Source organism: Coprococcus sp. OM04-5BH, assembly GCF_003482105.1.
GTDB lineage: Bacteria > Bacillota > Clostridia > Lachnospirales > Lachnospiraceae > Coprococcus.
On sequence record NZ_QULM01000002.1, the window covers coordinates 77,471 to 100,839 of the forward strand.

The following is a 23,369-nucleotide window of genomic DNA, read 5'->3' on the forward strand; positions in this document are numbered from 1 at the left end:
CGCTTGAATTTGCTTTACCCCATATCTGTGTCATGAATACAATAACCACAATGGTGTGAAGTGATTTTTATTATATATTATGTATAAAATATAATAAAAACTATAGATAAATTATAACATTTCAACAAAAAATAGTAAACATAAAACATTGTTAAATATTTACAAAATATCCAACATTCTCTTGCTTTATGCTTACTATCTATATCTACGATAAAAAATTTAACACACTTATTGTCCGTTTGCTCATTATTAATATCATTATATGAATATCCATCTGATAACCGGTTATCTAGAATCCCCTGAGATTGACAAGGAGTTTGTTAAAATACTCCGGAAGCTCTGACTTAAATTCCACATACTCTCCGGTTGTAGGATGTATAAATCCAAGAACACCGGCATGTAGGGTCTGACCTGTAAGCTTGAATGGACAGTTGGCAGGCCCATATACATCATCACCAAGTATAGGATGGTGTATTGACGCCATATGCACCCTTATCTGGTGGGTACGTCCTGTTTCAAGCTGACATTCTATAAAGGCATACTTATTATTGCCAAGTCTTTCAAGAACCTTGTAATGAGTTACGGCGTCTCTTCCGTTTTTGTAATTTATCGCCATTTTCTTACGATCCTTAGGATGTCGTCCTATAGGCAGGTTCACAGTGCCCTCGTCTTCACTTATATTATTGCACACAATGGCATAATACTTTCTGGTGATGGAATGAACCTTAAGTTGCTCAGAAAGGGATTTATGAGCCTTGTCATTCTTGCAGACCACAAGTATACCGGTGGTATTCATGTCGATCCTGTGGACTATGCCCGGTCTGAACTCGCCGTTGATGGATGACAGCCCTTCCTTGCCGAAATGGTACATAAGAGCATTTACAAGGGTTCCGGTAGCATGTCCCGGTGCCGGGTGAACTACCATGCCCTTAGGTTTATTCACTATGATTATATCGTCATCCTCATACACTATATCAAGAGGGATGTCTTCCGGAATTATATCTGTCTGTTCCACGTCCGGAACCGTTATGTTTATAAGATCTCCAAGACTTACCTTGGCACTTGGTTTTATGACCCTGCCGTTACAGGTGATCAGACGGTCGTCAAAGAGCTTCCTGACAAATGACCTGGAATACTCCTCAAAATAATCCGAAATGGCTTTATCGGCCCTTTTATCGCTCCAGGAAGCGTCTGCCTCAAGATTATAATATTCCATATATTTTATCCTTATTCTATCTTGATCTGAATTTATACCGTACAGTGTTTGTTCAATACATATTTACGCTGGCCGGTATTCATAAAAACTGATATTATTTATCTGTGTTGTCATTGACCTTGCTTTTTTTTTCTGCATTATCGTCTTTATCCACATCGCCGTTTTTTCTTAAGGCTGCGAAGTCATCATCATTATATTTAAACAGTATAAGTATCATTCCGATGATAACACTGCAGGTAACATATATGTCAGCCACATTAAATACAGGGAAATGTATCAGCTTGAAATCAAACATATCAACAACATATCCCTTTGTAAATCTGTCTATCATATTGCCGATGGCTCCTGATGCAAGAAATACCATAAGTACTCTTAATGGCTTGAATATGTCTTTCTTAAGGAACACAACGTATGCCATGATCACTGCTACCAGGATCACGGCAGTTACGGATAACAGCATTACCGTCTTTCCTGAGAAGCTGCTCCAGGCTGCTCCTTCATTTACAACATATGTGATGTGGAACACGTTCTTTATTACAGGTGTTGTTTCGCCAACCTTAAAATTTGAATCAATATATATCTTCACTGCCTGATCAAGAAAAATCAGCAGGATCATGGAGATAAATGCCATAACTCCATTGACAATTTTTTTAGTATTCTTCATAGTCCGGTATCCTCATAAAACAGCACTTAAAAAGCATTTTAAAAAATGTCGCCTTTAAAGCATTGTTTTTCATAATATTTGTTACTTTGATACAGATTCATTAAGAGCTGCGATCATGTCAGACTCTGACACATTCATGTCTATGTATGCATTACCTATGCTGTGCAGCAGTATGAATTTTATGCTGTCACCTACCATTTTTTTATCATTCTTGGTATATCTTACAATTTCGTTTACATCAATATCAGCCGGAAGAAGGTCAAATCCAAATGTCTTAAACGCCTCAACTATTGAATGGTACTGATTCATATCAATACAGTTCTTCTTATAAGAAATATACGCTGCAAGAATACATCCGATACCTACACAGGCACCGTGACTCATGGTGAAATTCATGTATTTCTCAATGGCATGTCCCAGGGTGTGACCGAAATTAAGAAGTGCTCTCTCTCCTTTCTCGGTAGGATCCGTTTCAACTACCATCCGCTTTATGTTACAGCTTACCTTTATCATATGAAGAAGCTTGTCGGGAACGCGTTCCTTGATGGCTTCGGCATTGGCTATCATCCAGTTAAAGTACTCTTCATCCTTTATGAGACCGTGCTTGATAATCTCCCCCATGCCCGATATGAACTGGGTATTGTCCAGAGTCCTGATGGTGGAAATATTTATATATACAAGCTTAGGCATATGGAATGCTCCAACCATATTTTTGTATGAATCAAAGTCAACGCCTGTCTTACCGCCGATACTGCTGTCTACCTGTGACAACAGAGTGGTAGGAATCTGAATGAAATCTATACCCCTTAAATAGGTTGCAGCGGCAAATCCGGTTATGTCTCCGGTAACACCGCCACCCAGAGCAACAAGCATATCCTTTCGGTCAAAATGAGCCTTGATAAGTTCCTCATAAATATATTTGACAGTATCAAGATTTTTGTTTTCCTCTCCTGCTTTGAATATTATGGATATAAGTTCTTTGCATTTTCCCTTTAACTGCTCCTTCACTATATCAAGGTAAAGAGGCGCTACAGTGGTTTCTGTAACAATACATACCCTTTTATCAGCAATTCCCTGTCCGGCTAAAAGCTCAGGCAGGGAATTAAAATCATCTGCAAAGACTATATCATATATAGGTTTTTTGTCCATGTGGACCGTCAACTTATCTAACATGACATACTCCTTTATATTTTATTAATCATTATTCGTGAATTTGAATGGATCTACAAATGATCCACCACCAAGGTTCTTGGTGTATACAGAAGAGTCACTGGTAACACTTCCGCTACTCATTCCGCCAAGTGTGGAATCTCCCATGGCAGAACCACTGCCGCCGCCTAATGAAGATTCTTCACGACCTTGTGGATCACCAGAGAAAGCAGCAAATTTATCTTCTGAACTCATCCCTTTAGAACTGTCAGGCGTTCCGTAAGATGCACCGGCATATTCGTTACTATATTTCATTACATCGGAGAAATCCACACCAAGCTCCTCATTGATAGGATTTTCTGCCAGGAAACGTAAGTGGGCATCCATCATATTCTTAAACGAGGCAGCATAATCTCTGTACTGCTGTTTAATGGATTCAATGCTTCCCTCAATTCTGTCAAGCTCCTCCTTGGCCTCATGAACAATGCTGTTGGCTTTTAGCTTTGCATCATTTTCAATAAGCCTTGCTTTGTCACTGGCATTCTTCGCTGATTCCTCAGCATTTTTTTCTGCCAGCATAAGAGACTTTTGAAGCTTGGATTCTGTTGTTCTGTAATGAACCAATGTATCTGTAAGAGTTTTTACCTGATTTGTAAGTTCTGCGTTAGACTTATATAAATCCGTGTAGCTGTGTACTACAATATCAAAGAAAGAATCAACATCCTTCCTTGCATAACCCATACCCTGCTTAAATTTTTTCTGTTGTAAATCTACAGGTGTAAGCATTTTTATTCCTCCTCCTGGTATACATGACTCCCCCATGTCTTATATATTATAAGTATAAACCAATCTTAGTAGTAACCACCTACAGATGGAGCATTAAGTGAAGCAGAAGCTTCATTTAATATTTCATCTCTAATATCACCTGAAACATCAATGTTGTTTGGTGCTGCGATAAATATACTTCCTGAGATAGCCTGAAGTGTTCCGTCAACTGCGTAGCAGGCTCCGGCAACGAAATCAATGATTCTCTGGGCTGTATTAACCTCAAGACCCTCAACATTAAGGACGATGGTCATATCCTCCTTAAGATGTACTACAACATCCTGTGCGTCATCAAATTCCTCAGGCTTTACAACCTTAACTGTATGTATTGAATTTACATTTCGTCTATTATTTATTGAGACAACATTATTACGTGAAACTGTTGGTGCAGACTGTGGTCTCTCAGGCTTTGCCTGTGTCTTCCTAAATGCAGATGTAAGTGATGAAGCAGGCTTTGATGTATATGTCTTTGCTGGCTTTACTTCTTCCTCTTCCTCGAAGTCGTCATCATCGTCATAGTCCTCGTCAAGGTCATCATCATCATCGTATTCTTCATCTTCGTCAAATAAGTCATCATCATACTCGTCTTCTGTATCATTTAACTTAAAGAAATCCAGAAAACTCTTCTTACTATGCTTTGCCATTGTTATCTCCTTTATGATAAGTTATAGTTTCTTGCGCCGAATATGCCGGTTCCAACTCTAACAAGCGTTGCACCTTCCTCCACCGCAACAACATAATCATTTGTCATACCCATTGATAAGACACTCATATCGATATTATCAATGTTTTTAGAGGCTATGTCAAGGGATAAATCCCTTAATGTTCTAAAATAAACACGATTATCCTCAGGGTTTTCCACAAATGGGGCAATAGTCATAAGTCCCTTTACCTTTACATGAGGCAGATCCTTTATCTGCTCAATAAGCGGAAGGACTTCTTCACATCTTACACCAAACTTGGTCTCTTCCTCAGCAACATTTACTTCAATAAGTATGTTGGCTGTTACATTTCTTTTGACTGCTTCCTTTTCAATGGTCTTTGCCAGATTAAAGGAATCTACAGAGTGGATGAGACATGCCTTGTCAACTATGTATTTAACCTTGTTTGTCTGAAGGTGTCCTATAAGGTGCCAGTTTACAGGCGTTGATACCTTCTCATATTTGTCAACCATTTCCTGGACCTTGTTTTCTCCGAAATCACGGGTATCCGTGGTGGCGATAACCTCTTCGATGTCGGATAATGGTTTTGTCTTACTTACTGCAATAAGAGTTACCTCTTCAGGATTTCTTCCTGCCCTTTCACAGGCAAGTTCTATGTTCTTTCTGACAACAGCAATATTGTCCTTTAACATTTTATCATCTCCTTTGGGATTGTTGATTTTTCCTGTACAGAGTCATCAATATATTACCTGATTTTCAACTACTGTCTTATAATCAAGGACGATCCTGTCGTAGGCTGCTATTCCATGGGCGGTACCCTCCTCTATTATGGAGTAATCATCACCGTTTACAGTAACTACTATCCTTCTGAATGACGCTGTTCCCTGGGTTACGCAGTATACACCGGGCATGTCATATCTCTGACATGTAGTGACTGCAAACGTATCATTGGTGTCATTTTCTATAAGGACTGCATCCGTATCCATATCGTCAGGATTCACATAGCAGTAGTCGTCATCTGTATAATATATGGTAGGGGAGATAAGCTTACTGGTTATCTCACCTGTGTCTGTCATAACCTTCTGGTTGAAGTATATTTCATCAGTATCTCCCTTGCCTGCCGTAAGATAGCTCTTAGGAATCATATATACCTGCTTGGTAAGTATTGATGAGTTAGGAATCTTAAGCCCCTTTGTTTCACTGAACGAAAAGCTTACGTTAACGTACCTGTCAGATACATACTGTGCCAGATACCTTGTCATATTAAGTACTACAAATTTGCCGTTATCATTTGACACGAGATCATAGGAAGCTCTGTATTTCTTCGCCGAATCATCTATTGTAAATCTTAAGGTATCATTCTCATAGGATTCAATCTTGGTATACTCATCATCGGTAAGCTCTACAACAATCTGCCAGTCCTCACCGTCGATGATCTTATATACAGGTTCACCTACACCGATTATCTCACCGGTCTTAAGGGATTTCTTTTCATAGACTGTCTTATCAAAGCTCTCTGAGGTGAGATCATTTACGGTAGTGTCCTCAAATCCATCCTCAAAATATGTAACAATACCGCTTATATCGGATTTTACCGCAGCAAAAGTACTGTCAAATGAATTATCACTTGACAACTGGGCAAGAGCCATATCCTCATATATTTCAAGCACCTTATTGTCCAGGTTATTTTTAAAGTCATACACATCAGAGAAGTTGGATTCAGAAAAACCTGCCTTAAACATGGTAATCTGATCGGTTATATCCTTCTTCTCGGTTTCCGAAAGGGAATAGCCGTCTCCGTTCTGGGCTTCATAGAGGGCATCATGCATGGAACCTGTCTCATCTATGGAGTACACATTGGAGTTCTTGGATACCTTCTCACCGTTTCTGATGTAATAGCATACATAACCTGAGCTTGTACTGGTTTTTAGTTTTTCATTTCTCAATATAATGCCGGTCTTCTTGAAATCAGTATCATAAGAGCTCTCTTCAACCTGAAATACACCTGTGTCCACATTATTAACGGACATTATAATGCGAATCAGCATGTACACGAACATGATCGAAAAGAGGTAAAAGCCAAAGCCTATCTGTATAGGTTTCTTTTTACGTTTCTTTCTTTTTATAGGGACACCCATAATACTCTCCCATTTAAAAAATTTTAAAAAATTACGCAAATCATATATTACAGAGCTGCAATGATATTTTCTGTATACTTCTCGGGAATTGTAGAAACATCCGTGGCAAAGCATATAACAAATTCAATCTCATATTTGTCTGAGATTGCCTTAACTTTGTCAAGAGCTTCTTCCACAGTTGTCTTATCTGAATATACGATAGTTGTGAAATTATCAATATAGATCTTCTCAATATTCTTATCCTGGGATATTATTCCAAGAATAAATCCAATAAACATATCAAGAGCTTCAATGTTATAGTTTGAACAGTTGATCATATTTACACGATTGGATAGTTCGTATAAATGCTTATTGTTGTTGTCAATAAATACTACAGAACCTGCAACAACCTTTACATCATTGTTTACCTTCTCAATAAGAACCTTTGTTTTTCCTTTTCCCTTGTCACCAGTAATAATTTCTAACATAGTGTCCTCCTCGTAAGTGCTTTTTTATTTTGATGTTTTAATTAAGTCAGTAATATGTCCGTACAGTGCATCTCGATCAACATTTCCGGCGCATACTGCGAAAAACTTGTCTCCTGTAGAGTTATTTACAAATTCCACGATAAGACAGTGACCTGCCTGCATGGTGGTTCCTGATTTCCATGAACCTATGGAGAAACCTGAAGGAAGCTGATATTCTCCTGTCATAAATCCGTTTGTAGGCTCAAGCTCCTCGCTGCAACTGTTTCCTGAAGGATCCTTATACTGGAAGGTATAGGATGATGTGGAGTCAATTACATATGCAAGATCGTGGGATGTAAATTCCTTAAATATAAGATAAAGATCATAGGCGGTTGTGTAGTGCCCATCATCATGGAGACCGTGTGGATTTTTGTAGTGGGTGTTGGTGGCACCGAGCTCCTTTGCCCTGGTATTCATTGCCTCAACAAATGCCGATTCACTTCCGCTTACAAGCTCGCTTAAGATTACGGCACAGTCATTGTAGGATGATATAAGAAGTCCGTAGAGAAGATCCTTGACGGTTGTCTTGCAGCCCACGGTAAGGGGACTGGCAACAGCACCCCAGTCATCGAAGGTTACGGTACGGTCAAGTGTCACCTCCTCATCAAGAGATAAGGTTCCTGCTTCAATGCTCTCTATAACAAGAAGTCCAGTCATGAGCTTGGTCATGCTGGCAGGGTAGATAAGCTTATGGACATCCTTAACAACCTCCGGAGTATTGGTGGTGTCATTTATAAGTAATGTAGAATATGTATCGCTGTATTTGCTGTCATTTAATTCTGAATCATACTTCACCACTGCATACTTATCGGACATCATGGTGATGTCTGAGGTAGGCATGTCATTCTGGACAGACACCTTAAGCTGCTTTGAAGCAGAATAATCAGGTGCGGCACATCCGCTGAAGCATAAAACGGCAGCTAAAAATATTGTAATTATCTTGGATGTATTCTTCATAACAAGTTCTCTCCGGGTATATTATTTATAAAACTCACGCCAGTCAAGATCACCTCTGTCCAGAGCAAGGATAAGAAGCTCTGCAGTGGCAAGGTTGGTGGCAAGGGGGATATTATGTGTATCACATAATGTGAAGATATTATTTATGTCAGGCTCATGCATCTTCGGATGAAGGGGATCCCTTAAGAATATGACCATATCAATGTCATTGTTCTCTATCTGGGCACCGAGCTGTTTCTCACCCCCAAGATGACCCGCTATATATTTATGGACGGTAAGGTTTGTAACCTCCTCTATAAGACGTCCTGTTGTTCCTGTGGCATACAATTCATTTTTGCTAAGAATACCTTTATATGCTATACAAAAGTTCTGCATAAGTTTTTTCTTGGCATCATGGGCAATTAAACCAATATTCATAGGTACCTCCTCATTCTCTGTGTATCATCAAGCAATCTGCTGTATATCAATAATTTTTTTTCTGTAGATTAACATTCATTACCAGCCCGATTCCTATACAGATACTAAGCAATGAACTGAGTCCGTAGCTGATAAACGGAAGCGGTATACCGGTATTTGGAAGTAATGCGGTCGCAACACCGATATTTATAAATGTCTGGAAGGCAAGCAGTGATGCTATACCTGTTGCAATGTACATTCCTTTCTGATTGCTGGCACGCCTAGCAACCCTTATACATTGTAACACTATAAGCAATAAAATTGCAATAATAATAACACTTCCCACGAAACCAACCTCTTCTCCTATGGCAGAGAATATGAAGTCAGTCTGCTGCTCTGAAATAAGATTTGTATCCTTAACAGTGGCGGCATCGGTATTGTTGAAGCCTTTGCCGGTAAGCTGTCCAGAACCTATGGCCATTACCGAGTTATCCTGCTGATCTGTGGATGAACCATATTCACTTCCGTACAGATGCCCGAGGATACGGTTTATCATGTAGTCGTTAAGAAACTGAGGCAGGTTATCCTGCTGAATATACCATAAAAATCCTGCCAGTGAAGGAACTAATATCAGTACCATGATACCAATAAGCTTAAGGCTTAAGCCTCCTACAAATATAACTATAAACAGTGTAAACAGAAGACATAATGTGGTTGAAAGGTCTGGTTCAATAAATATCAGGGCTGCAGGAACTGCAATAAATGCCGCAAGCTTCATAAGGCATTTAAAGGTGTTTAGCTCGTCATGATGTTTGTCCAGGAACACTGCAACACAGACTATCATGATGATCTTTGAGAACTCTGATGGCTGCAGGGTCAGACCTCCGATATATATCCATCTGCTGGCACCGTAGGATGTATCTGCACCAAAGCCTATGAGCTTAACAAGTATGAGCAGTACCAGGTTGATACCATAGAGGATCATATAGTATTTGCATATAAAGTTATAATCAATAAGGGAGACAACTATAAGTGCTGTTATACACAGTCCCACACCTATAAGCTGTTTGGTCATGTATGTAATATCTACACTTAATATGGTAAGGGTGCCGAGGGCTATGGCAGCCATTACAAGAAAAAGCAGCTTGAAATTATAATTCTTAAGCATGTATTTTCTGTCTTCCATATATTTTTCTTCTCTTCTGTTATGTATAAATTTCATTGTTATGCATTCTTCCTTCGAAATAATCTGAAAAACGGGTTACGCCTTGAGGCAAGATAATAATCATCAAATGCTATGGACTCTCCCATTATCCTTTTTGCTATATTCATAAATTCTATACCTGAGAAATTGGACTGACCTACAATAGGCTCTCCGGTATTGGTGGATATGACGATCTGGTCATCATCAGGCAGTACTCCGATAAGGTTTAAAGCAAGTATGGAGGCTACATCATCAACGGTCATCATGTCTCCGTGCTCTATCATATCGAAATGTACTCTGTTCACCACCAGGTCTATACGGGATATCTCATATGCCTCAAGCAATCCTACCACACGGTCTGCATCTCTTATTGCAGATACTGATGGGGTCGTTACCACTATGGCTCTGTCTGCGGGCGCAATGGCATTCTTAAACCCCTGCTCTATACCCGCAGGGCAGTCAAGGATTATATAGTCAAATTCGTTTCTCAGATTGTCAACAAATTTTACAAGCTGTTCGGGCATAATGCTTGTCTTATCCTTGGTCTGGGCACAGGGCAGTAAAAAAAGATCGGGTATGTATCTGTCCTTTATTAAAGCTTGCTTATAACGGCAGTTTCCTTCAATGACATCCACCAGGTTGTATACAACTCTATTCTCAAGCCCCATTACTACATCCAGATTTCTAAGCCCTATATCTGTATCAATAAGCAGAACTTTGTTTCGCAGCATGGCAAGACCGGTTCCCATATTTGCCGTGGTGGTGGTCTTTCCTACACCGCCCTTTCCGGAGGTTACAACTATTACTTCACACATATTATTTCACCCTTTCAAATACATTAGTCATACTTTCAATCCTTAATGATCTTATCAGGTGTATAATGCTCTAAAGAATATTTTATCGTTTTTAAGTACCGCAACGGCGGCTCTGTCCCAGGGATCGTAACGGCCGTCCCCGTATCTTCTGTACCTTCCAATCTGGACTATCTCAGGTCTCATACTTAAGGCTGCGATATACCTGTCTCTTTTTCTGTCGAGACCTGCTATGGCAAGCCCCTTAAGCTCCCCAACAATAATTATGTTTTTCAGGGTTGTAACTCTTGCACCGGCTTCAACATTTCCTATGAGCACAACGGATTTGTGGGTTTCAAGCACATCTCCCTCCGACATATTTCCATGAAAGTAAAGGACATCTTTTCTTTCTGTTACAAATAAAGCCGAAGGTGCTGTATCCTTCCTTATCTCCGGAAGCTTGCTCTCTACCGGTACAGGCTCTTTTTTTAATTTGTATTGTATAAAGTGTGTATTTATACAATCTAATGAATTTAACGAATCAATAAGCCAGGTTTTTTGAAGTTCATTAAGGTCCGCTCCGATAAACCTGATACTTATGTTTCCACATTTTGAAAAAAGTTCCGCTGACATGGTAAAGCGTTTAACGGTAAGTCTGTATATCCGGAGAAAATCCATTTCTCCAGGTAGCTGTACTATAAGTCCATTGGCATCAGCTTTTATTTTTACTGGATTATCCACTGGTATCTGCTCCTATAAAATATTCTTTCTTTCCTTAAGAAAGCTTATCGTAAGTAGCCTTGTGGTATTGGACTTATTAGTCAGACATCTGGTTGTCACCGGTAACAGTCATGTTTTCAAGGGCGTCAGGATCATACATATAAGCATAGACCATGGCGGCAAGCTCCTCTGCATTACCTGATGAGTATCCGTTAGGTATTACAGCTGTAACGCATACCTTAGGATTGCTGTATGGTGCGAAGGATATAAACAGGGCGTGGTTTGGTCTTGTTTTGTCCTCCTGTGCAGTACCGGTCTTACCGGCAACCTCAACATTTATCTTGTTAATAAGTGCATCCTTATCTGTATGGACAGATACAACCTGTCTCATACCCTGTTTTATTGTTTTCCAGTCAGAGGCCGGAATATCTATCTGGTTATATACTGTGTGCTCATCTTTATATACAGAGTTCCCTTCATTATTCTTTATTTCAGATACAAGGCTTAAGTTGTATACCGTACCTTCATTTGCAACGGCAGTTACATACCTTGCGATCTGGGTTGCGGTATAGTTGTGGTTACCCTGTCCGATGGCTGAACGTATAGCATCAGAATCTGAAATATGGGGATCACTTTCAGGAAGTTCAATCCCTGATGTAGTGTTAAGACCGAACATTTCAGCATACTTCTGTATTATCTTGATACCGGTGGTATTTTTGAAGGTTCCTGTGTCTGAGGTTCCCATTCTGTAGCCCATTTCATAGAAATAATAGTTACAGGATTCCTCTATAGCTCTGGCCATGGCTATATCTCCGTGAGCCATAGGATATATCCAACACTTGGCGGGATCCTCTGTTTTCTCGAATATACCTGTTGCATGTATTGTCTCATCTGCTGTCACAAGATTTTCTTCAAGAGCTGCGACAGAGGTGATTATCTTAAAGGTGGAACCGGGAGCCGTTTTCTGCATGGTTGCTCTGTTGTACATAGGTGTTGTCTTGTCATTTGTAACCTTTGCATAGTAATCAGGATCTATGGTGTTGGTAAGCAGGTTATTGTCATAGCTTGGATAACTTACCATAGCTCTGATCTCACCGGTTGCAGGATCGGTCACAACTATTGATCCTGAACATGGATCCAGTGCAAGCATGGCAGGTGTAATCTCAAGATTTTTGATCTTGTTGTACATAAAATCATAGCTTCCCACAAGACCGCTCTTGAAATTAGCGTAATCTGTATCGCCATTTTCTGTCAGTATACCCTGGTCATACAGCAGATCGATTACATCGGCTCCTGTAATCTGACCAGATAATAACATGTATTTGAATATTAGTTTGTCGAAATCAGTATCATCCTTAAATTCTTCCAGAATATAGTCTGCAAGAACATCATATATCTCATCTGTATCGTAATAGTTACTGCTGGTGGATATACTGGAGATATCTATGGCACCCTTGCTTATACAGTACTTGAGATAATCATAGGCTGATATAAGCTCATCTGCATAGTTTATATATGTTCTGTCTGTAGATGGAATTATGGTGTTGTCATATATTCCCTTGTTTTTTAACATTACGAATATATATTCCATGTAATCCTTGTACTCATCTGTAAGACCGTTTACAGGAGTATGATTCACCTTGAGGATACTGTCAAGCTGGTTAAGGATATTTGCTTTGGCAGTGCTAAAAGACTGGTATACACTCCTCTCCAGTTCACTGGCGTCAGCAGCAGATAGATTATCAATGCTTATTATGTTATTGTCAAACAGTGCCGCATATACATCCATGATGGTTATGTCATCATCACTTACTGCAAATGTTTCATTTCTCAGATGTGAAAGCAGGATACTCGAGATCTCCTGTTCCAGGGCATTATAGCAGTATTTCTGAAGGTCCGAGTCAATGGTAAGATATATGTCATTGCCCGCTACTGCATCAGTAGAATCGATAACCTCAAGAATCTTTCCCATGTTGTCCACGTACATCTTCTGGGACCCAGTGGTTCCTCTGAGTTGGGATTCAAACTGCTTTTCTATTCCCATTTTTCCTACCACATCACTCATGTCGTACTTATTCTTGTCATCAAGATTCTTATTATACTCATCCATTTCCTCTGACGAGATATTTCCTATATATCCTATTATATGAGCAAAATAAACGGAGTCATTGTATACTCTGTGAGATTCAATGTTCACATTCATTCCGTAGAGCTCGTCCTTGCTTTCGAGTATTGCAGCATAGGTTTCCTTGCTTACATCTGTGGCGATGTCAACGGACATGTATTGTTGATACCTGTTCAGCCATATCTCATATCTTACTGCCAGAATCTTTAGTACATACTCAGGAGAATATACATCATCTACGTCAAATAATTTTGAGCTGCGCATGTAATCATATACATCCTTTGCAGTTGAATTCTTCTGGGCGTCGGTTAGGGAATCAACGGAGCTTGCACCATATACGTTCATAAGGAATGTGTTAAGAGTTGTTCCCGATATGGTGAAGCAAAGGCTGCCGTCATCGTTGAGCTTGATAGGAAGATCAACGGACAGAGAGTCTCCGTTTTGTTCAAGTATCAGGATAGTTTTATATACTATCTGGTTTCTTAACTGGTTCACTGTCATGTCCATCTTCTTGGCGATACTTGTAAGGTCTGTGTCACTTACATAGGAAACAGCGTAGGATGACTCATTGTAGGCAATAAGCTTTCCGTTACAGTCATAAATATTTCCCCTTGAGGGCTCCACCGTTACGGTCTTTACCGACTTGTAGGTGAAGTTATTCTGGTACTTCTTTCCGTTCTTGATCTGAAGATTAAAGAGTCTCAGCACAAGAACAGAAAATAACACGATAAACAGCAAGCTTACGAAGAACAATCTGTGCTTAACGTGTTCAAATATGCTTTCTTTTATATAAATAAGAATTTCTCTGATCATAGTCCACACCATCCTGTAATGATGAAGTCTGAATTACTCCATGCCTTTTTCAAATTTTTTAAGAGTTTTGTTGACAAATACAAAAAACTTAAATACAACGACAGTAAGTATAGCGGTATAAAACATATCGGGTATAACGATATGTTTAAGATATTTAACAAAATCCAGCCTGTTCCTCATAAGGAAGAAAATAAGATAAGTGGAGAAATTAAACAGGAAATCGTCAAATATCATTATTATTACCGGAAGGAGTATGTCATCAACCTGATACAGCCTGTGAAAGAAACCGTTACAGTAGCCTATCAGCATATAGATGAGCATATAAGGCCCGATAATAAAACCGAAGTAGATATCATATAAAAAACCGCAGAAAAAGCCTACAAACATTCCTTCCATTCTTCCGCGCATAAGTCCGAAGGATACCGTCAATATAAGCAGCAGGTTCGGATTTATATTGGCTATTTCTATTAAAGGAAGAAGGGATGTCTGCAGGACGAAACATATAATTATCAATATTCCAAGAACAATTATTCTCTTCAATAGATACACCTTCTAATCAGCAAATTTATTAATCGGTAACATTCTTTTTAGTCTGCAATACAACCAGAACCTCTTCAATATTGGAGAAGTCTGTGGCAGGGATTATATAAGCTCTCTTTGTGAGATTGTTGGAGTCATACTCTATCTTTGAGATATATCCAATGGTGAATCCTGCAAGATACTTGCTTGACACATATGAGGTCACAACCTCGTCACCCTCTTCTATCTCAGCGTCCTTGTCTATATTCTCTGCAATAAGATAGCCGTCCTCGTAATTTGTAAGGCTTCCTGATACATCACATATAGCCTCAGCCGGAAGTACCATGGCATTTACATTTGAAGTGTCATCGATGATGGCTCTTATCTGTGCATAGTCTGTCCCCGCATCTGTTACGATACCGCAGAGACCATTTCCAAATAATACGTTGCAGCCTACAACTACTCCGTCATCAGTTCCCTTGTCTATATAGAATACATCAAACCAGTTGCCTGAATCCTTGGCTATGACCCTGGCGACAGTCTTTTTGTAATCAGGATATTTTGAGTCAAGCTCATACAGGTTTTTAAGACGGTTTAATTCGTAGGAATCCTGCTGATACTGTTTTATCTCTGACTGGTATGACTGGAGCTGCTCCTTAAGGTCGTTGTTCTCAGCCACTACATCCTCATAATTTCTGAAAGCGTCAACCTTCTTCTCAACATAGGTTCCTATGCTGTTGACACCCTTTTGCATAGGTGTGATTATAGCACCTGTAATTCCCTTAAGGGAGGATGAAAGTCCGTCAAAAAACAGCGAAACAACCATCAGTATAACACATAAAATCGTAAGTGCCAGAAGTATATATTTCGGTGGCACATCTATTGGCTTTTTTCTACGTCTCATTTAATATATCCCCGTTCAGCTAAACTTACATAACATCTGTTCCCAAGGATTATATGGTCGGACAGCTTAATTTCAAGCAGACAGCCTGCCTGCTCTATTCTGTCTGTCACCTCCAGATCGGCAGCACTTGGCTCCGGATCTCCTGATGGATGATTATGTAATAAAACAATATATACAGCCTTATATTTCAAGGCTTCGATATACACATCCCTTGAGGATACCAGTGACTGGTTCACCGTCCCCTCGGAAAGTGTTATTTCCTTTATCAGTCTGTGTTTACTGTCAAATAAAAGCAGATACACATACTCCTTCTCAAGATACCTGGTACTCTCCATAAAATAATCGGCAATGGTTGCCGGTGAGTCAAATATCATAAAAGGCTTGAGATTGGCTCTGCTCATTCTCTTTGACAGCTCCGCAATGCACATTATCTGGACAGCCTTAACAGGACCTATCCCAGGTATAGCTACAAGAAGGTTATAATCCAGGTAATTAAGACCTGCTATCCCCTTGTGTACAGGATGGGCATTAAGAAGCCGTTCGCATAACTGCACCACATTGTGTTCCCTGCAGCCCGTTCTTAAAAAGATGGCAAGCAGCTCTGCGTCAGAGAGAGTTTCCACGCCATGATTTCGGCACTTCTCGTAAGGTCTCTCCTCTGAACACATGTCATGAATTGTTAATTTATCCATATGATACCTTTCCGCACGTCTTCTCCAGGCAGGGGTATAACGGATATTTCAAAGAATTAATTTACCATACAATAAGGTTTTTTTCTACCATTTTTTGTAAAGACACAATTATTCCATATTTTGCATGCTGGTAAGTAAGACCGCCCTGGAAGTAGACGGCATAAGGCTCTCTTATAGGCGCATCGGCACTTAACTCGATGGACGAGCCTGAGACAAATGCTCCTGCTGCCATAATTACCGGTGAATCATATCCCGGCATGTCCCATGGAACCGGAGTTACATAGCTGTCCACCGGGGCTGCTGCCTGTATGCCCTCGCAGAAGGCACACACTCTCTCCTCGTTTCCAAGCTCCACAGCCTGGATTATGTCATAACGTGGCTCTGTGCTGTTTGGAACAGACTTAAAGCCAAGCCCCTCATAGCAGTTTGCAGCAAATATAGCACCCTTTAATGCATTTGCAGTGACAGAAGGTGACAAGAACAATCCCTGGGCAAATGCCCTTGTGTTGTTAAGGGAAGCACCTACCTCCTTACCAAGTCCCGGAGTTGTAAGCCTGTATGAAGCATTCTCCACATACTCCTTCTTCCCGCAGATATATCCACCTATAGGAGCAAGACCGCCTCCCGGATTTTTAATAAGGGAGCCCACCACCATGTCTGCACCGAAGTCAGAAGGCTCTACCGTCTGGACAAATTCGCCGTAGCAGTTGTCTACCATGCAGATAATGTCAGGATTGATACTCTTCACAAATGAAATAAGCTCACCGATTTTCTCGCAGGAGAAGGTAGGTCTCACGGCATAACCCTTTGAACGCTGTATCTCCACAAGCTTTGTCTTGCCATTTATGGCTTTTCTGATATTGTCGTAGTCGAAGCTTCCGTCAGGAAGAAGGTCAACCTGTCTGTAGCTAACTCCGTACTCTGCAAGGGAACCTCTGGCAGGAGTTATTCCGATGATGCTGTCTAAGGTATCGTAGGGCTTGCCTGCCGGTGCAAGGATTTCATCTCCCGGTCTTAAGTTGCCAAACAGTGCAGTGGCAAGGGCATGGGTTCCGCACACAATCTGGGAACGTACCAGTGCGTCCTCTGTATGGAACACGTCAGCATATATTGCCTCCAGGGCATCCCGTCCCTCATCAGTGTAGCCGTAGCCTGTTGATCCTGCAAAATGAGCCTCGTTAAGTCTGTTATCCTGCATTGCCTTTATGACCTTGATCTGGTTGATCTCACACACCTTATCAATATCCCTGAAGCGTTTCGTCAGCCTTTCTTCTATGCTATCACAATATTCAAGTACTTTTTTGTCAATATTCATACTTGTATAAAAATCAAATAATTCTTTATTCATTATAAATCTTCCTTTTTATCTTATGATCTGCCGTGTCAATAATACATCATCCATATATGAAAGTATAGCATTGTCATCGGCAAATTCATTTTTATTTACCCATATAACATCTCTCTCCCGCTTAAACCAGGTGATCTGTCTTTTGGCAAAATGTCTGGTGTCCCTCTTTAAGATGTACACTGCTTCATCATAGCTGATATCACCGGACAGGTAATCTATGATCTCCTTATAGCCAAGTCCCTGCATGGAAACCATATCTCTTGTGTAGCCCTGATCCATGAGTGCTTTAACCTCATCCACCAGACCATTTTCCAGCATGATATCCACACGTCTGTCTATCCTGTTATAGAGCACATCTCTGCTGTTATTAAGAACAAAATATGCGAAATTGTAAGGGGAGGTTCTTGCCCGCTCCTCTTCATTGTGCTTTGATATCTGCTTTCCCGTCTTTTTATAAAACTCCAGGGCACGTATCACACGCTTTACGTTATTTTCGTGGATGGCGGCAGCAGAATCCGGATCGACAGCCTTAAGCATATCATGGAGCTTTGATACCCCGTAAGCGGAAGCCAGTTCTTCAAGCTCATGTCTGTAGGACATGTCTCCGTCATTTTCATCGAAATTAATGTCATATAACAGTGCCTGGATATAAAAGCCTGTGCCGCCTGTAATGATTGGAATATGATTTCTTGAATATATCTCATCCATGGCAGCAAGGGCATATTTCTTAAATAGCACAACGTTAAAATCCTCAGAGGGGTCAAGGATATCTATAAGATGATGTCTTACTCCATCCATTTCCTCCGGCATGATCTTTGCTGTTCCTATATCCATTTTTTTGTATACCTGCATGGAGTCCGCAGAAATTATCTCTCCGTTTACTTTTTTTGCAAGTAAAAGGGAAAGGTCTGTCTTACCCACTGCGGTAGGCCCTGTAAGTATGATCAAAGGTTTTTTTTCACTCATATTACACGATCCTCTTGAATTTCTTCTCAAGCTCTGCTTCTGTCATGGAGATAAGTGTAGGTCTTCCGTGAGGACAGGTGTATGGATTTTCAAGCTTAAGAAGCTGGTCTATAAGCACGTCGGCTTCCTTGAAGGAGATTTCAGTATTTCCCTTTATGGCTGCTTTACATGCCATTGTTGACAGCTTTGCGATAAAAGCTGTTATTGTAGAATTTTTGTTATTCTCACTTAATTCACCGATGAACTCCAGGAACAGCTCTCTGCCGTCTATGCCGAACAGGTTGGCTGGAACTGATGAAAGCTTGTACTCTCTTCCTCCGAAGCTCTCAATGGTATATCCAAGGTTTTCGAAGAATTCCATATTATCGTTTAAGAAGGTGATCTCGTCTGCTGTAAGAGTAACTATTGCCGGTGGCATAAGATACTGAGGGATGGCCTTCTTATTCCTGTAATTGTTCATTAGCTCCTCGAACTTTACCTTTTCGTGGGCTGCATGCTGATCCATGATAAATAATTTCTTATCATATTCAATAAGCCAGAAGGTCTTGAACACCTGACCGATAAGTCTGTGCTTAGGTCTTGCCTCCTCAGACAGCATTTTTGTGCCGAACATATCAAGCTGGCTGTATTTTTTCTCTTTTTCAGGAACCTGTGGCTGAGGGGCTGCAACCTCTGCAGGGGTGGTTGTTTTGGTCTGCGTTGCAGTGCCTTCACCCGCCTGTGTATTGGTCACAGTGATCTCACTTGTGATACGGCTCACATTTACAGAATTATCTTTATCTGTAATACTCTCCTGATCTGCTGATAATGCCGATGTTGCTGGTGTGCTTTCATTAACCGGCTGCGACTGCGATTGCTGTGTTGCCTGCTGGGTCTGTGCCTGCTGTGATACCGGATTGTTTGGTATATTCTGTGGTTGATCCGGTACTCGGTTAAGTATCCTTGCATATGGATTGTTCTCAGGTTTTATTATAGGTTTTATGTTGTAAGGTCTTTCCGCTTCCTTTACGGCAGCAGGCTTTATGCCTATCTGCTCACGGCGCTGCTTCTCGAAAGGCTCCGGTGCAGAACCTGTATTTCTGTGATTTAAGGTCTCAGCAGGCTTCTGTTTGCCCGGTGTCACCTCCGGTATAAGCTCTCTGTGAAGCAGTGCTTCCCTTATGGTGTCGTAGGTATAATTGTATATGTCCGACTCGTTCATGAACTTCATTTCCCTCTTTGCCGGGTGGATGTTCACATCTATCTGTGCCGGATCTATCTTGAAGTTTAATACTGTGAATGGAAACTTGTGTATCATTACAAAAGTCCTGAAGGCGTCTTCTATAGCCTTGGTTATAACAGGATTTTTAACATACCTGTTATTCACATAATAATCCTCAAAGGAACGGTTCCCTCTGGATACCGCAGGCTTTGCAATATAACCTGATATCTCAAGGGTGTTGAATTTCCTGTTTACATCAATAAGGTTTGAGGTAATGTCTCTTCCGTATATGTGATATATAATGTCCTTAAGCTTTCCGTTTCCTGAGGTGAAGAGCTTATTGGTATTATTTGCAGTGAACTTAAAAGAAATCTCGGGATGGGACATACTTATACGACAGATAAGGTCATATATGTATGACATCTCTGTGGTGGGACTCTTCATGAACTTCTTTCTGGCAGGGGTGTTATAGAACAGATTTCTGACTATGATGGTGGTACCATCGGGACAGCCGATCTCCTCATAGGAAACTTCCTTGCCGCCGTGTATCTGGTATCTTATTCCGCACACGCTGTCCTTTTCTTTTGTTATAAGCTCCACCTGTCCAACAGAGGCAATAGAAGACAATGCTTCACCTCGAAATCCCAGAGATGACAGCTCAAGAAGATCTTCCACCTTTATGAGCTTACTTGTGGCATGCCTTAAGAAGGCGGTTCTTACCTCATCCCTGTTTATTCCCGATCCATTGTCAGTTATCCTGATAAATGACATTCCGCCGTCCTTTATCTCTATGGTTATGGCGGTGGCTCCCGAGTCAATGGAATTTTCAACTAATTCCTTTACAACGGAGCTGGGTCTTTCTATTACCTCGCCGGCTGCGATCTTGTCAATGGTTATCTGGTCAAGAACATTTATCATTTATTTAGCCTTTCCTGTAATTCATTGAGATAAAGCAGAGCCTTCATAGGTGTCATGTTGCCCAGATCTGCGGTTTTTATCTCCTGTATTATTGCACTTTCGTTAAAATCTGCAAATAATGACATCTGTCCGTCTGCTTTATTGTTTTTCTTACTCTTACTGTCAGAAAAATCATTTCTGACCTTTATATCTTTTATCTTTGTATTAATATCTGCGTCAATAAGGGTGTTGCAGATCTCATTTGCACGCTTTATTACAATATCCGGAACTCCTGCCAGCTTGGCAACCTGTATACCATAGCTTCTGTCAGCACCGCCCTTGATTATCTTCCTTAAGAATACTATGTCATCTCCATCCTCCTTGACGGCGATACAGTAGTTGTTCACAGAAGAAAGCTTGCCCTCAAGCTCTGTAAGCTCGTGGTAATGGGTGGCAAATAAGGTCTTTGCACCTAAAAGCTCACTGTTGCTTATGTACTCAACAACTGCCCAGGCAATACTTAATCCGTCATAGGTACTGGTTCCGCGGCCTATCTCATCAAGGATAAGGAGACTGTTCTTAGTGGCGTTTCTTAAGATGTTTGCCACCTCGCTCATCTCCACCATGAAGGTACTCTGACCGGAGGCCAGATCGTCTGAGGCACCTACTCTTGTAAATATCCTGTCGCATATGCCTATATGGGCATGGCTTGCAGGGACAAATGATCCTATCTGTGCCATAAGCACGATAAGTGCTGTCTGCCTCATGTAGGTGGATTTTCCTGCCATGTTAGGGCCTGTGATTATTGATATCCTGCTTTCAAGGTTGTTGAGATAGGTGTCATTTGCAATGAACATGTCATTGGCGGTCATCTTCTCAACTACAGGATGTCTTCCGTCCTTAATGTCGATAACTCCGTCGGTGGATATCTCCGGACGTATGTAATTGTTGGCAACTGCCACATATGACAGAGATGCCATAACGTCAAGGACTGCTATACAATGGGCTGTCTTCTGGACTCTTACAAGCTCTCCTGCCAGCCTGTCCCTAAGCTTCACATACTCTTGATACTCAAGAGCTGTAAGCTTGTCCTCGGAGCCTATGATGGTTCCTGCCAGCTCGTCAAGCTCCTTGGAGGTATATCTCTCGGCATTTGCCAGGGTCTGCTTTCTTATAAAGTACTCCGGCACAAGAGACTTAAAGGAGTTGGTAACCTCAAAATAATATCCGAATACCTTGTTGTACTTTACCTTAAGGTTTTTGATACCGGTCTTTTCCCGCTCTCTTGCTTCAAGGTCCGCAAGCCATGTCTTTCCGTCGGTCTTGGCATTTTTAAGAACATCTATATCGTTAAGATATCCATCTTTGAATATGCCGCCCTCTCTTATAAGAATTGGAGGTTCCTCGTTGATTGATGACTCAAGAAGCTCATAGAGGTCAGTCAGTTCATCAAGATCCTCATACATCTTCTTGAACAATGTGGTATCAAAGGCTGCCACAAGTCTCTTTATGAAAGGAAGCAGCTTCAAGGATGACTTAAAGGCGATAAGATCCCTTGGATTGGCTGTTCTTAAGGAGATACGGGTCATAAGTCTCTCCATGTCGTATATTGGATTTAAGTATTCCCTGATCTCGTCACGGGTTATGACATCATTGTTAAATGCCTCTATGGCGTCAAGTCTGTTATTGATCTCATCCTCCATAATAAGAGGCTGCTCTATGTAATTTTTTAAGAGACGGGCACCCATGGCTGTCTTTGTCTTGTCAAGTACCCATAAAAGTGAGCCTTTTTTGTTCTTGTCCCTTAAGGTTTCTGTAAGCTCCAGATTTCTTCTGGTGGAGCTGTCGATTATCATGTAATCATCTATGGAATATATCTCCAGCTTGTTTATATGCTCCAGGGAATTTTTCTGGGTTTCATGGAGATACTGGAGTAAGGCTCCTGTGGAATATATGGATTCAGGCATGTCAGAAAGTCCGAGACCTGCCATATTGTTGGTGCCGAGCTGTCTTGAGATAACATCCTCGCAGATACTCTGGTTGAAATAGTGCTCCGGCGTCTTCGATATGGCTATCTTCTGACGATCCTTCATATACTCAAAGTCTAATGGGGCATTAAGGAAATCATCATTGCCGATTATCTCTGACGGAGAATATTTGTTTATCTCATCAGCAAGCTTTGCTATGGATGAGATACGGCAGGTCTTAAATTCGCCTGTAGTTATGTCAACTACCGATACTCCCGACATATCCTTTGACAGATATATGCTCATGAGATAGTTGTTGGTATTCTCATCAAGGATAGCCTGGGACATATTTGTACCCGGTGTGACGACACGGATAACATCACGCTTAACAAGTCCCTTGGCAAGCTTCGGATCCTCCACCTGTTCACAGATAGCCACCTTAAATCCATTTTCAATAAGCTTATTGAGATAAACATCACAGGCATGGTAAGGAACGCCACACATAGGTGCCCTTTCCTCCTGACCGCAATCCTTTCCGGTAAGGGTTATCTCAAGTACCTTTGAAGCGGTTATGGCATCCTCAAAGAACATTTCATAGAAATCACCTATCCTGTAGAAAAGTATACAGTCCTTATATTTCTCTTTCACCTCCACATATTGTTGCATCATTGGTGTTAATGCTGCCATTATTTATATCCTCTCTTCTGAA

At 40.8% G+C, this 23,369-nt stretch carries 21 protein-coding genes; all 21 read right to left on the reverse strand.

The window, feature by feature from the left end:
- Nucleotides 1–289: 289 nt before the first annotated feature.
- The 21 genes from DXB54_RS05845 to mutS all read right to left on the reverse strand — a co-directional run bounded on the left by DXB54_RS05845 (nt 290) and on the right by mutS (nt 23,347).
- Nucleotides 290–1,216, reverse strand: a complete 927-nt coding sequence (locus DXB54_RS05845) for an RluA family pseudouridine synthase (protein ID WP_118694553.1) — start codon at nt 1,214–1,216, stop codon at nt 290–292.
- Nucleotides 1,217–1,310: 94 nt separating this feature from the next.
- The gene (lspA, locus tag DXB54_RS05850; protein ID WP_243104762.1) at nt 1,311–1,880 is read right to left on the reverse strand and encodes a signal peptidase II; all 570 of its coding nucleotides are present in this window, start codon (nt 1,878–1,880) and stop codon (nt 1,311–1,313) included.
- Between the two features lie 81 nt (nt 1,881–1,961).
- Entirely contained in the window at nt 1,962–3,053 is a 1,092-nt protein-coding gene (aroB, locus tag DXB54_RS05855; protein WP_118694554.1) for a 3-dehydroquinate synthase, read from the reverse strand.
- Between the two features lie 21 nt (nt 3,054–3,074).
- On the reverse strand, nt 3,075–3,815 hold the full coding sequence (locus tag DXB54_RS05860) for a DivIVA domain-containing protein (RefSeq protein WP_118694555.1): 741 nt from the start codon (nt 3,813–3,815) through the stop codon (nt 3,075–3,077).
- A 65-nt stretch (nt 3,816–3,880) separates the two neighbouring features.
- Complete coding sequence (locus DXB54_RS05865; RefSeq protein ID WP_118694556.1) at nt 3,881–4,498, reverse strand: cell division protein SepF; 618 nt, start codon at nt 4,496–4,498, stop codon at nt 3,881–3,883.
- Nucleotides 4,499–4,509: 11 nt separating this feature from the next.
- Nucleotides 4,510–5,208 carry a YggS family pyridoxal phosphate-dependent enzyme gene (locus DXB54_RS05870; protein ID WP_021939180.1) on the reverse strand — a complete coding sequence of 233 codons (699 nt, stop codon included), beginning with the start codon at nt 5,206–5,208 and terminating at the stop codon, nt 4,510–4,512.
- Nucleotides 5,209–5,253: 45 nt separating this feature from the next.
- A complete protein-coding gene (locus tag DXB54_RS11875) occupies nt 5,254–6,654 on the reverse strand; it encodes an HlyD family efflux transporter periplasmic adaptor subunit (protein ID WP_158578197.1) in 1,401 nt (466 codons plus the stop codon).
- 47 nt (nt 6,655–6,701) lie between these two features.
- Nucleotides 6,702–7,121, reverse strand: coding sequence for a hypothetical protein (locus DXB54_RS05880; protein WP_021939178.1), 420 nt, complete (start codon nt 7,119–7,121; stop codon nt 6,702–6,704).
- Nucleotides 7,122–7,145: 24 nt separating this feature from the next.
- On the reverse strand, nt 7,146–8,117 hold the full coding sequence (locus DXB54_RS05885) for a D-alanyl-D-alanine carboxypeptidase family protein (protein WP_118694557.1): 972 nt from the start codon (nt 8,115–8,117) through the stop codon (nt 7,146–7,148).
- A 21-nt stretch (nt 8,118–8,138) separates the two neighbouring features.
- Nucleotides 8,139–8,534 (reverse strand): methylglyoxal synthase, encoded by a 396-nt coding sequence (locus tag DXB54_RS05890; protein ID WP_021939176.1) that lies wholly within the window; start codon nt 8,532–8,534, stop codon nt 8,139–8,141.
- 46 nt (nt 8,535–8,580) lie between these two features.
- Nucleotides 8,581–9,735, reverse strand: a complete 1,155-nt coding sequence (locus DXB54_RS05895; RefSeq protein ID WP_243104763.1) for an FtsW/RodA/SpoVE family cell cycle protein — start codon at nt 9,733–9,735, stop codon at nt 8,581–8,583.
- A gap of 2 nt (nt 9,736–9,737) precedes the next feature.
- The gene (gene minD, locus DXB54_RS05900; protein WP_118694558.1) at nt 9,738–10,532 is read right to left on the reverse strand and encodes a septum site-determining protein MinD; all 795 of its coding nucleotides are present in this window, start codon (nt 10,530–10,532) and stop codon (nt 9,738–9,740) included.
- Nucleotides 10,533–10,586: 54 nt separating this feature from the next.
- Nucleotides 10,587–11,249 (reverse strand): septum site-determining protein MinC, encoded by a 663-nt coding sequence (locus DXB54_RS05905; protein ID WP_118694559.1) that lies wholly within the window; start codon nt 11,247–11,249, stop codon nt 10,587–10,589.
- A gap of 76 nt (nt 11,250–11,325) precedes the next feature.
- Nucleotides 11,326–14,166 (reverse strand): penicillin-binding transpeptidase domain-containing protein, encoded by a 2,841-nt coding sequence (locus DXB54_RS05910; RefSeq protein WP_021939172.1) that lies wholly within the window; start codon nt 14,164–14,166, stop codon nt 11,326–11,328.
- A 33-nt stretch (nt 14,167–14,199) separates the two neighbouring features.
- Nucleotides 14,200–14,706, reverse strand: coding sequence for a rod shape-determining protein MreD (gene mreD / locus DXB54_RS05915; protein WP_021939171.1), 507 nt, complete (start codon nt 14,704–14,706; stop codon nt 14,200–14,202).
- Nucleotides 14,707–14,734: 28 nt separating this feature from the next.
- Complete coding sequence (gene mreC / locus DXB54_RS05920; RefSeq protein ID WP_118694560.1) at nt 14,735–15,589, reverse strand: rod shape-determining protein MreC; 855 nt, start codon at nt 15,587–15,589, stop codon at nt 14,735–14,737.
- Nucleotides 15,586–16,281 carry a RadC family protein gene (gene radC, locus DXB54_RS05925; protein WP_021939169.1) on the reverse strand — a complete coding sequence of 232 codons (696 nt, stop codon included), beginning with the start codon at nt 16,279–16,281 and terminating at the stop codon, nt 15,586–15,588. The genes mreC and radC overlap by 4 nt, the downstream gene beginning before the upstream one ends.
- Nucleotides 16,282–16,342: 61 nt before the next feature.
- Nucleotides 16,343–17,596, reverse strand: coding sequence for a methionine gamma-lyase family protein (locus tag DXB54_RS05930; protein ID WP_442872133.1), 1,254 nt, complete (start codon nt 17,594–17,596; stop codon nt 16,343–16,345).
- Nucleotides 17,597–17,644: 48 nt separating this feature from the next.
- Nucleotides 17,645–18,595: a tRNA (adenosine(37)-N6)-dimethylallyltransferase MiaA gene (gene miaA / locus DXB54_RS05935; RefSeq protein ID WP_021939167.1), complete on the reverse strand. Its 951-nt coding sequence runs from the start codon at nt 18,593–18,595 to the stop codon at nt 17,645–17,647.
- Nucleotide 18,596: 1 nt separating this feature from the next.
- Nucleotides 18,597–20,714, reverse strand: coding sequence for a DNA mismatch repair endonuclease MutL (gene mutL, locus DXB54_RS05940; RefSeq protein WP_118694562.1), 2,118 nt, complete (start codon nt 20,712–20,714; stop codon nt 18,597–18,599).
- The gene (gene mutS, locus DXB54_RS05945; RefSeq protein ID WP_021939165.1) at nt 20,711–23,347 is read right to left on the reverse strand and encodes a DNA mismatch repair protein MutS; all 2,637 of its coding nucleotides are present in this window, start codon (nt 23,345–23,347) and stop codon (nt 20,711–20,713) included. Before mutS ends, mutL begins: the two co-directional genes overlap by 4 nt.
- Between the last annotated feature and the right edge of the window lie 22 nt (nt 23,348–23,369).

What these genes read in the sequence shown, in the direction of transcription:
- DXB54_RS05845 (WP_118694553.1), bottom strand. Translation starts at nt 1,216, where the DNA reads ATGGAATATTATAATCTTGAGGCAGACGCTTCCTGGAGCGATAAAAGG.
- lspA (WP_243104762.1), bottom strand. Translation starts at nt 1,880, where the DNA reads ATGAAGAATACTAAAAAAATTGTCAATGGAGTTATGGCATTTATCTCC.
- aroB (WP_118694554.1), bottom strand. Translation starts at nt 3,053, where the DNA reads ATGTTAGATAAGTTGACGGTCCACATGGACAAAAAACCTATATATGAT.
- DXB54_RS05860 (WP_118694555.1), bottom strand. Translation starts at nt 3,815, where the DNA reads ATGCTTACACCTGTAGATTTACAACAGAAAAAATTTAAGCAGGGTATG.
- DXB54_RS05865 (WP_118694556.1), bottom strand. Translation starts at nt 4,498, where the DNA reads ATGGCAAAGCATAGTAAGAAGAGTTTTCTGGATTTCTTTAAGTTAAAT.
- DXB54_RS05870 (WP_021939180.1), bottom strand. Translation starts at nt 5,208, where the DNA reads ATGTTAAAGGACAATATTGCTGTTGTCAGAAAGAACATAGAACTTGCC.
- DXB54_RS11875 (WP_158578197.1), bottom strand. Translation starts at nt 6,654, where the DNA reads ATGGGTGTCCCTATAAAAAGAAAGAAACGTAAAAAGAAACCTATACAG.
- DXB54_RS05880 (WP_021939178.1), bottom strand. Translation starts at nt 7,121, where the DNA reads ATGTTAGAAATTATTACTGGTGACAAGGGAAAAGGAAAAACAAAGGTT.
- DXB54_RS05885 (WP_118694557.1), bottom strand. Translation starts at nt 8,117, where the DNA reads ATGAAGAATACATCCAAGATAATTACAATATTTTTAGCTGCCGTTTTA.
- DXB54_RS05890 (WP_021939176.1), bottom strand. Translation starts at nt 8,534, where the DNA reads ATGAATATTGGTTTAATTGCCCATGATGCCAAGAAAAAACTTATGCAG.
- DXB54_RS05895 (WP_243104763.1), bottom strand. Translation starts at nt 9,735, where the DNA reads ATGAAATTTATACATAACAGAAGAGAAGAAAAATATATGGAAGACAGA.
- minD (WP_118694558.1), bottom strand. Translation starts at nt 10,532, where the DNA reads ATGTGTGAAGTAATAGTTGTAACCTCCGGAAAGGGCGGTGTAGGAAAG.
- DXB54_RS05910 (WP_021939172.1), bottom strand. Translation starts at nt 14,166, where the DNA reads ATGATCAGAGAAATTCTTATTTATATAAAAGAAAGCATATTTGAACAC.
- mreC (WP_118694560.1), bottom strand. Translation starts at nt 15,589, where the DNA reads ATGAGACGTAGAAAAAAGCCAATAGATGTGCCACCGAAATATATACTT.
- radC (WP_021939169.1), bottom strand. Translation starts at nt 16,281, where the DNA reads ATGGATAAATTAACAATTCATGACATGTGTTCAGAGGAGAGACCTTAC.
- DXB54_RS05930 (WP_442872133.1), bottom strand. Translation starts at nt 17,596, where the DNA reads ATGAATATTGACAAAAAAGTACTTGAATATTGTGATAGCATAGAAGAA.
- miaA (WP_021939167.1), bottom strand. Translation starts at nt 18,595, where the DNA reads ATGAGTGAAAAAAAACCTTTGATCATACTTACAGGGCCTACCGCAGTG.
- mutL (WP_118694562.1), bottom strand. Translation starts at nt 20,714, where the DNA reads ATGATAAATGTTCTTGACCAGATAACCATTGACAAGATCGCAGCCGGC.
- mutS (WP_021939165.1), bottom strand. Translation starts at nt 23,347, where the DNA reads ATGGCAGCATTAACACCAATGATGCAACAATATGTGGAGGTGAAAGAG.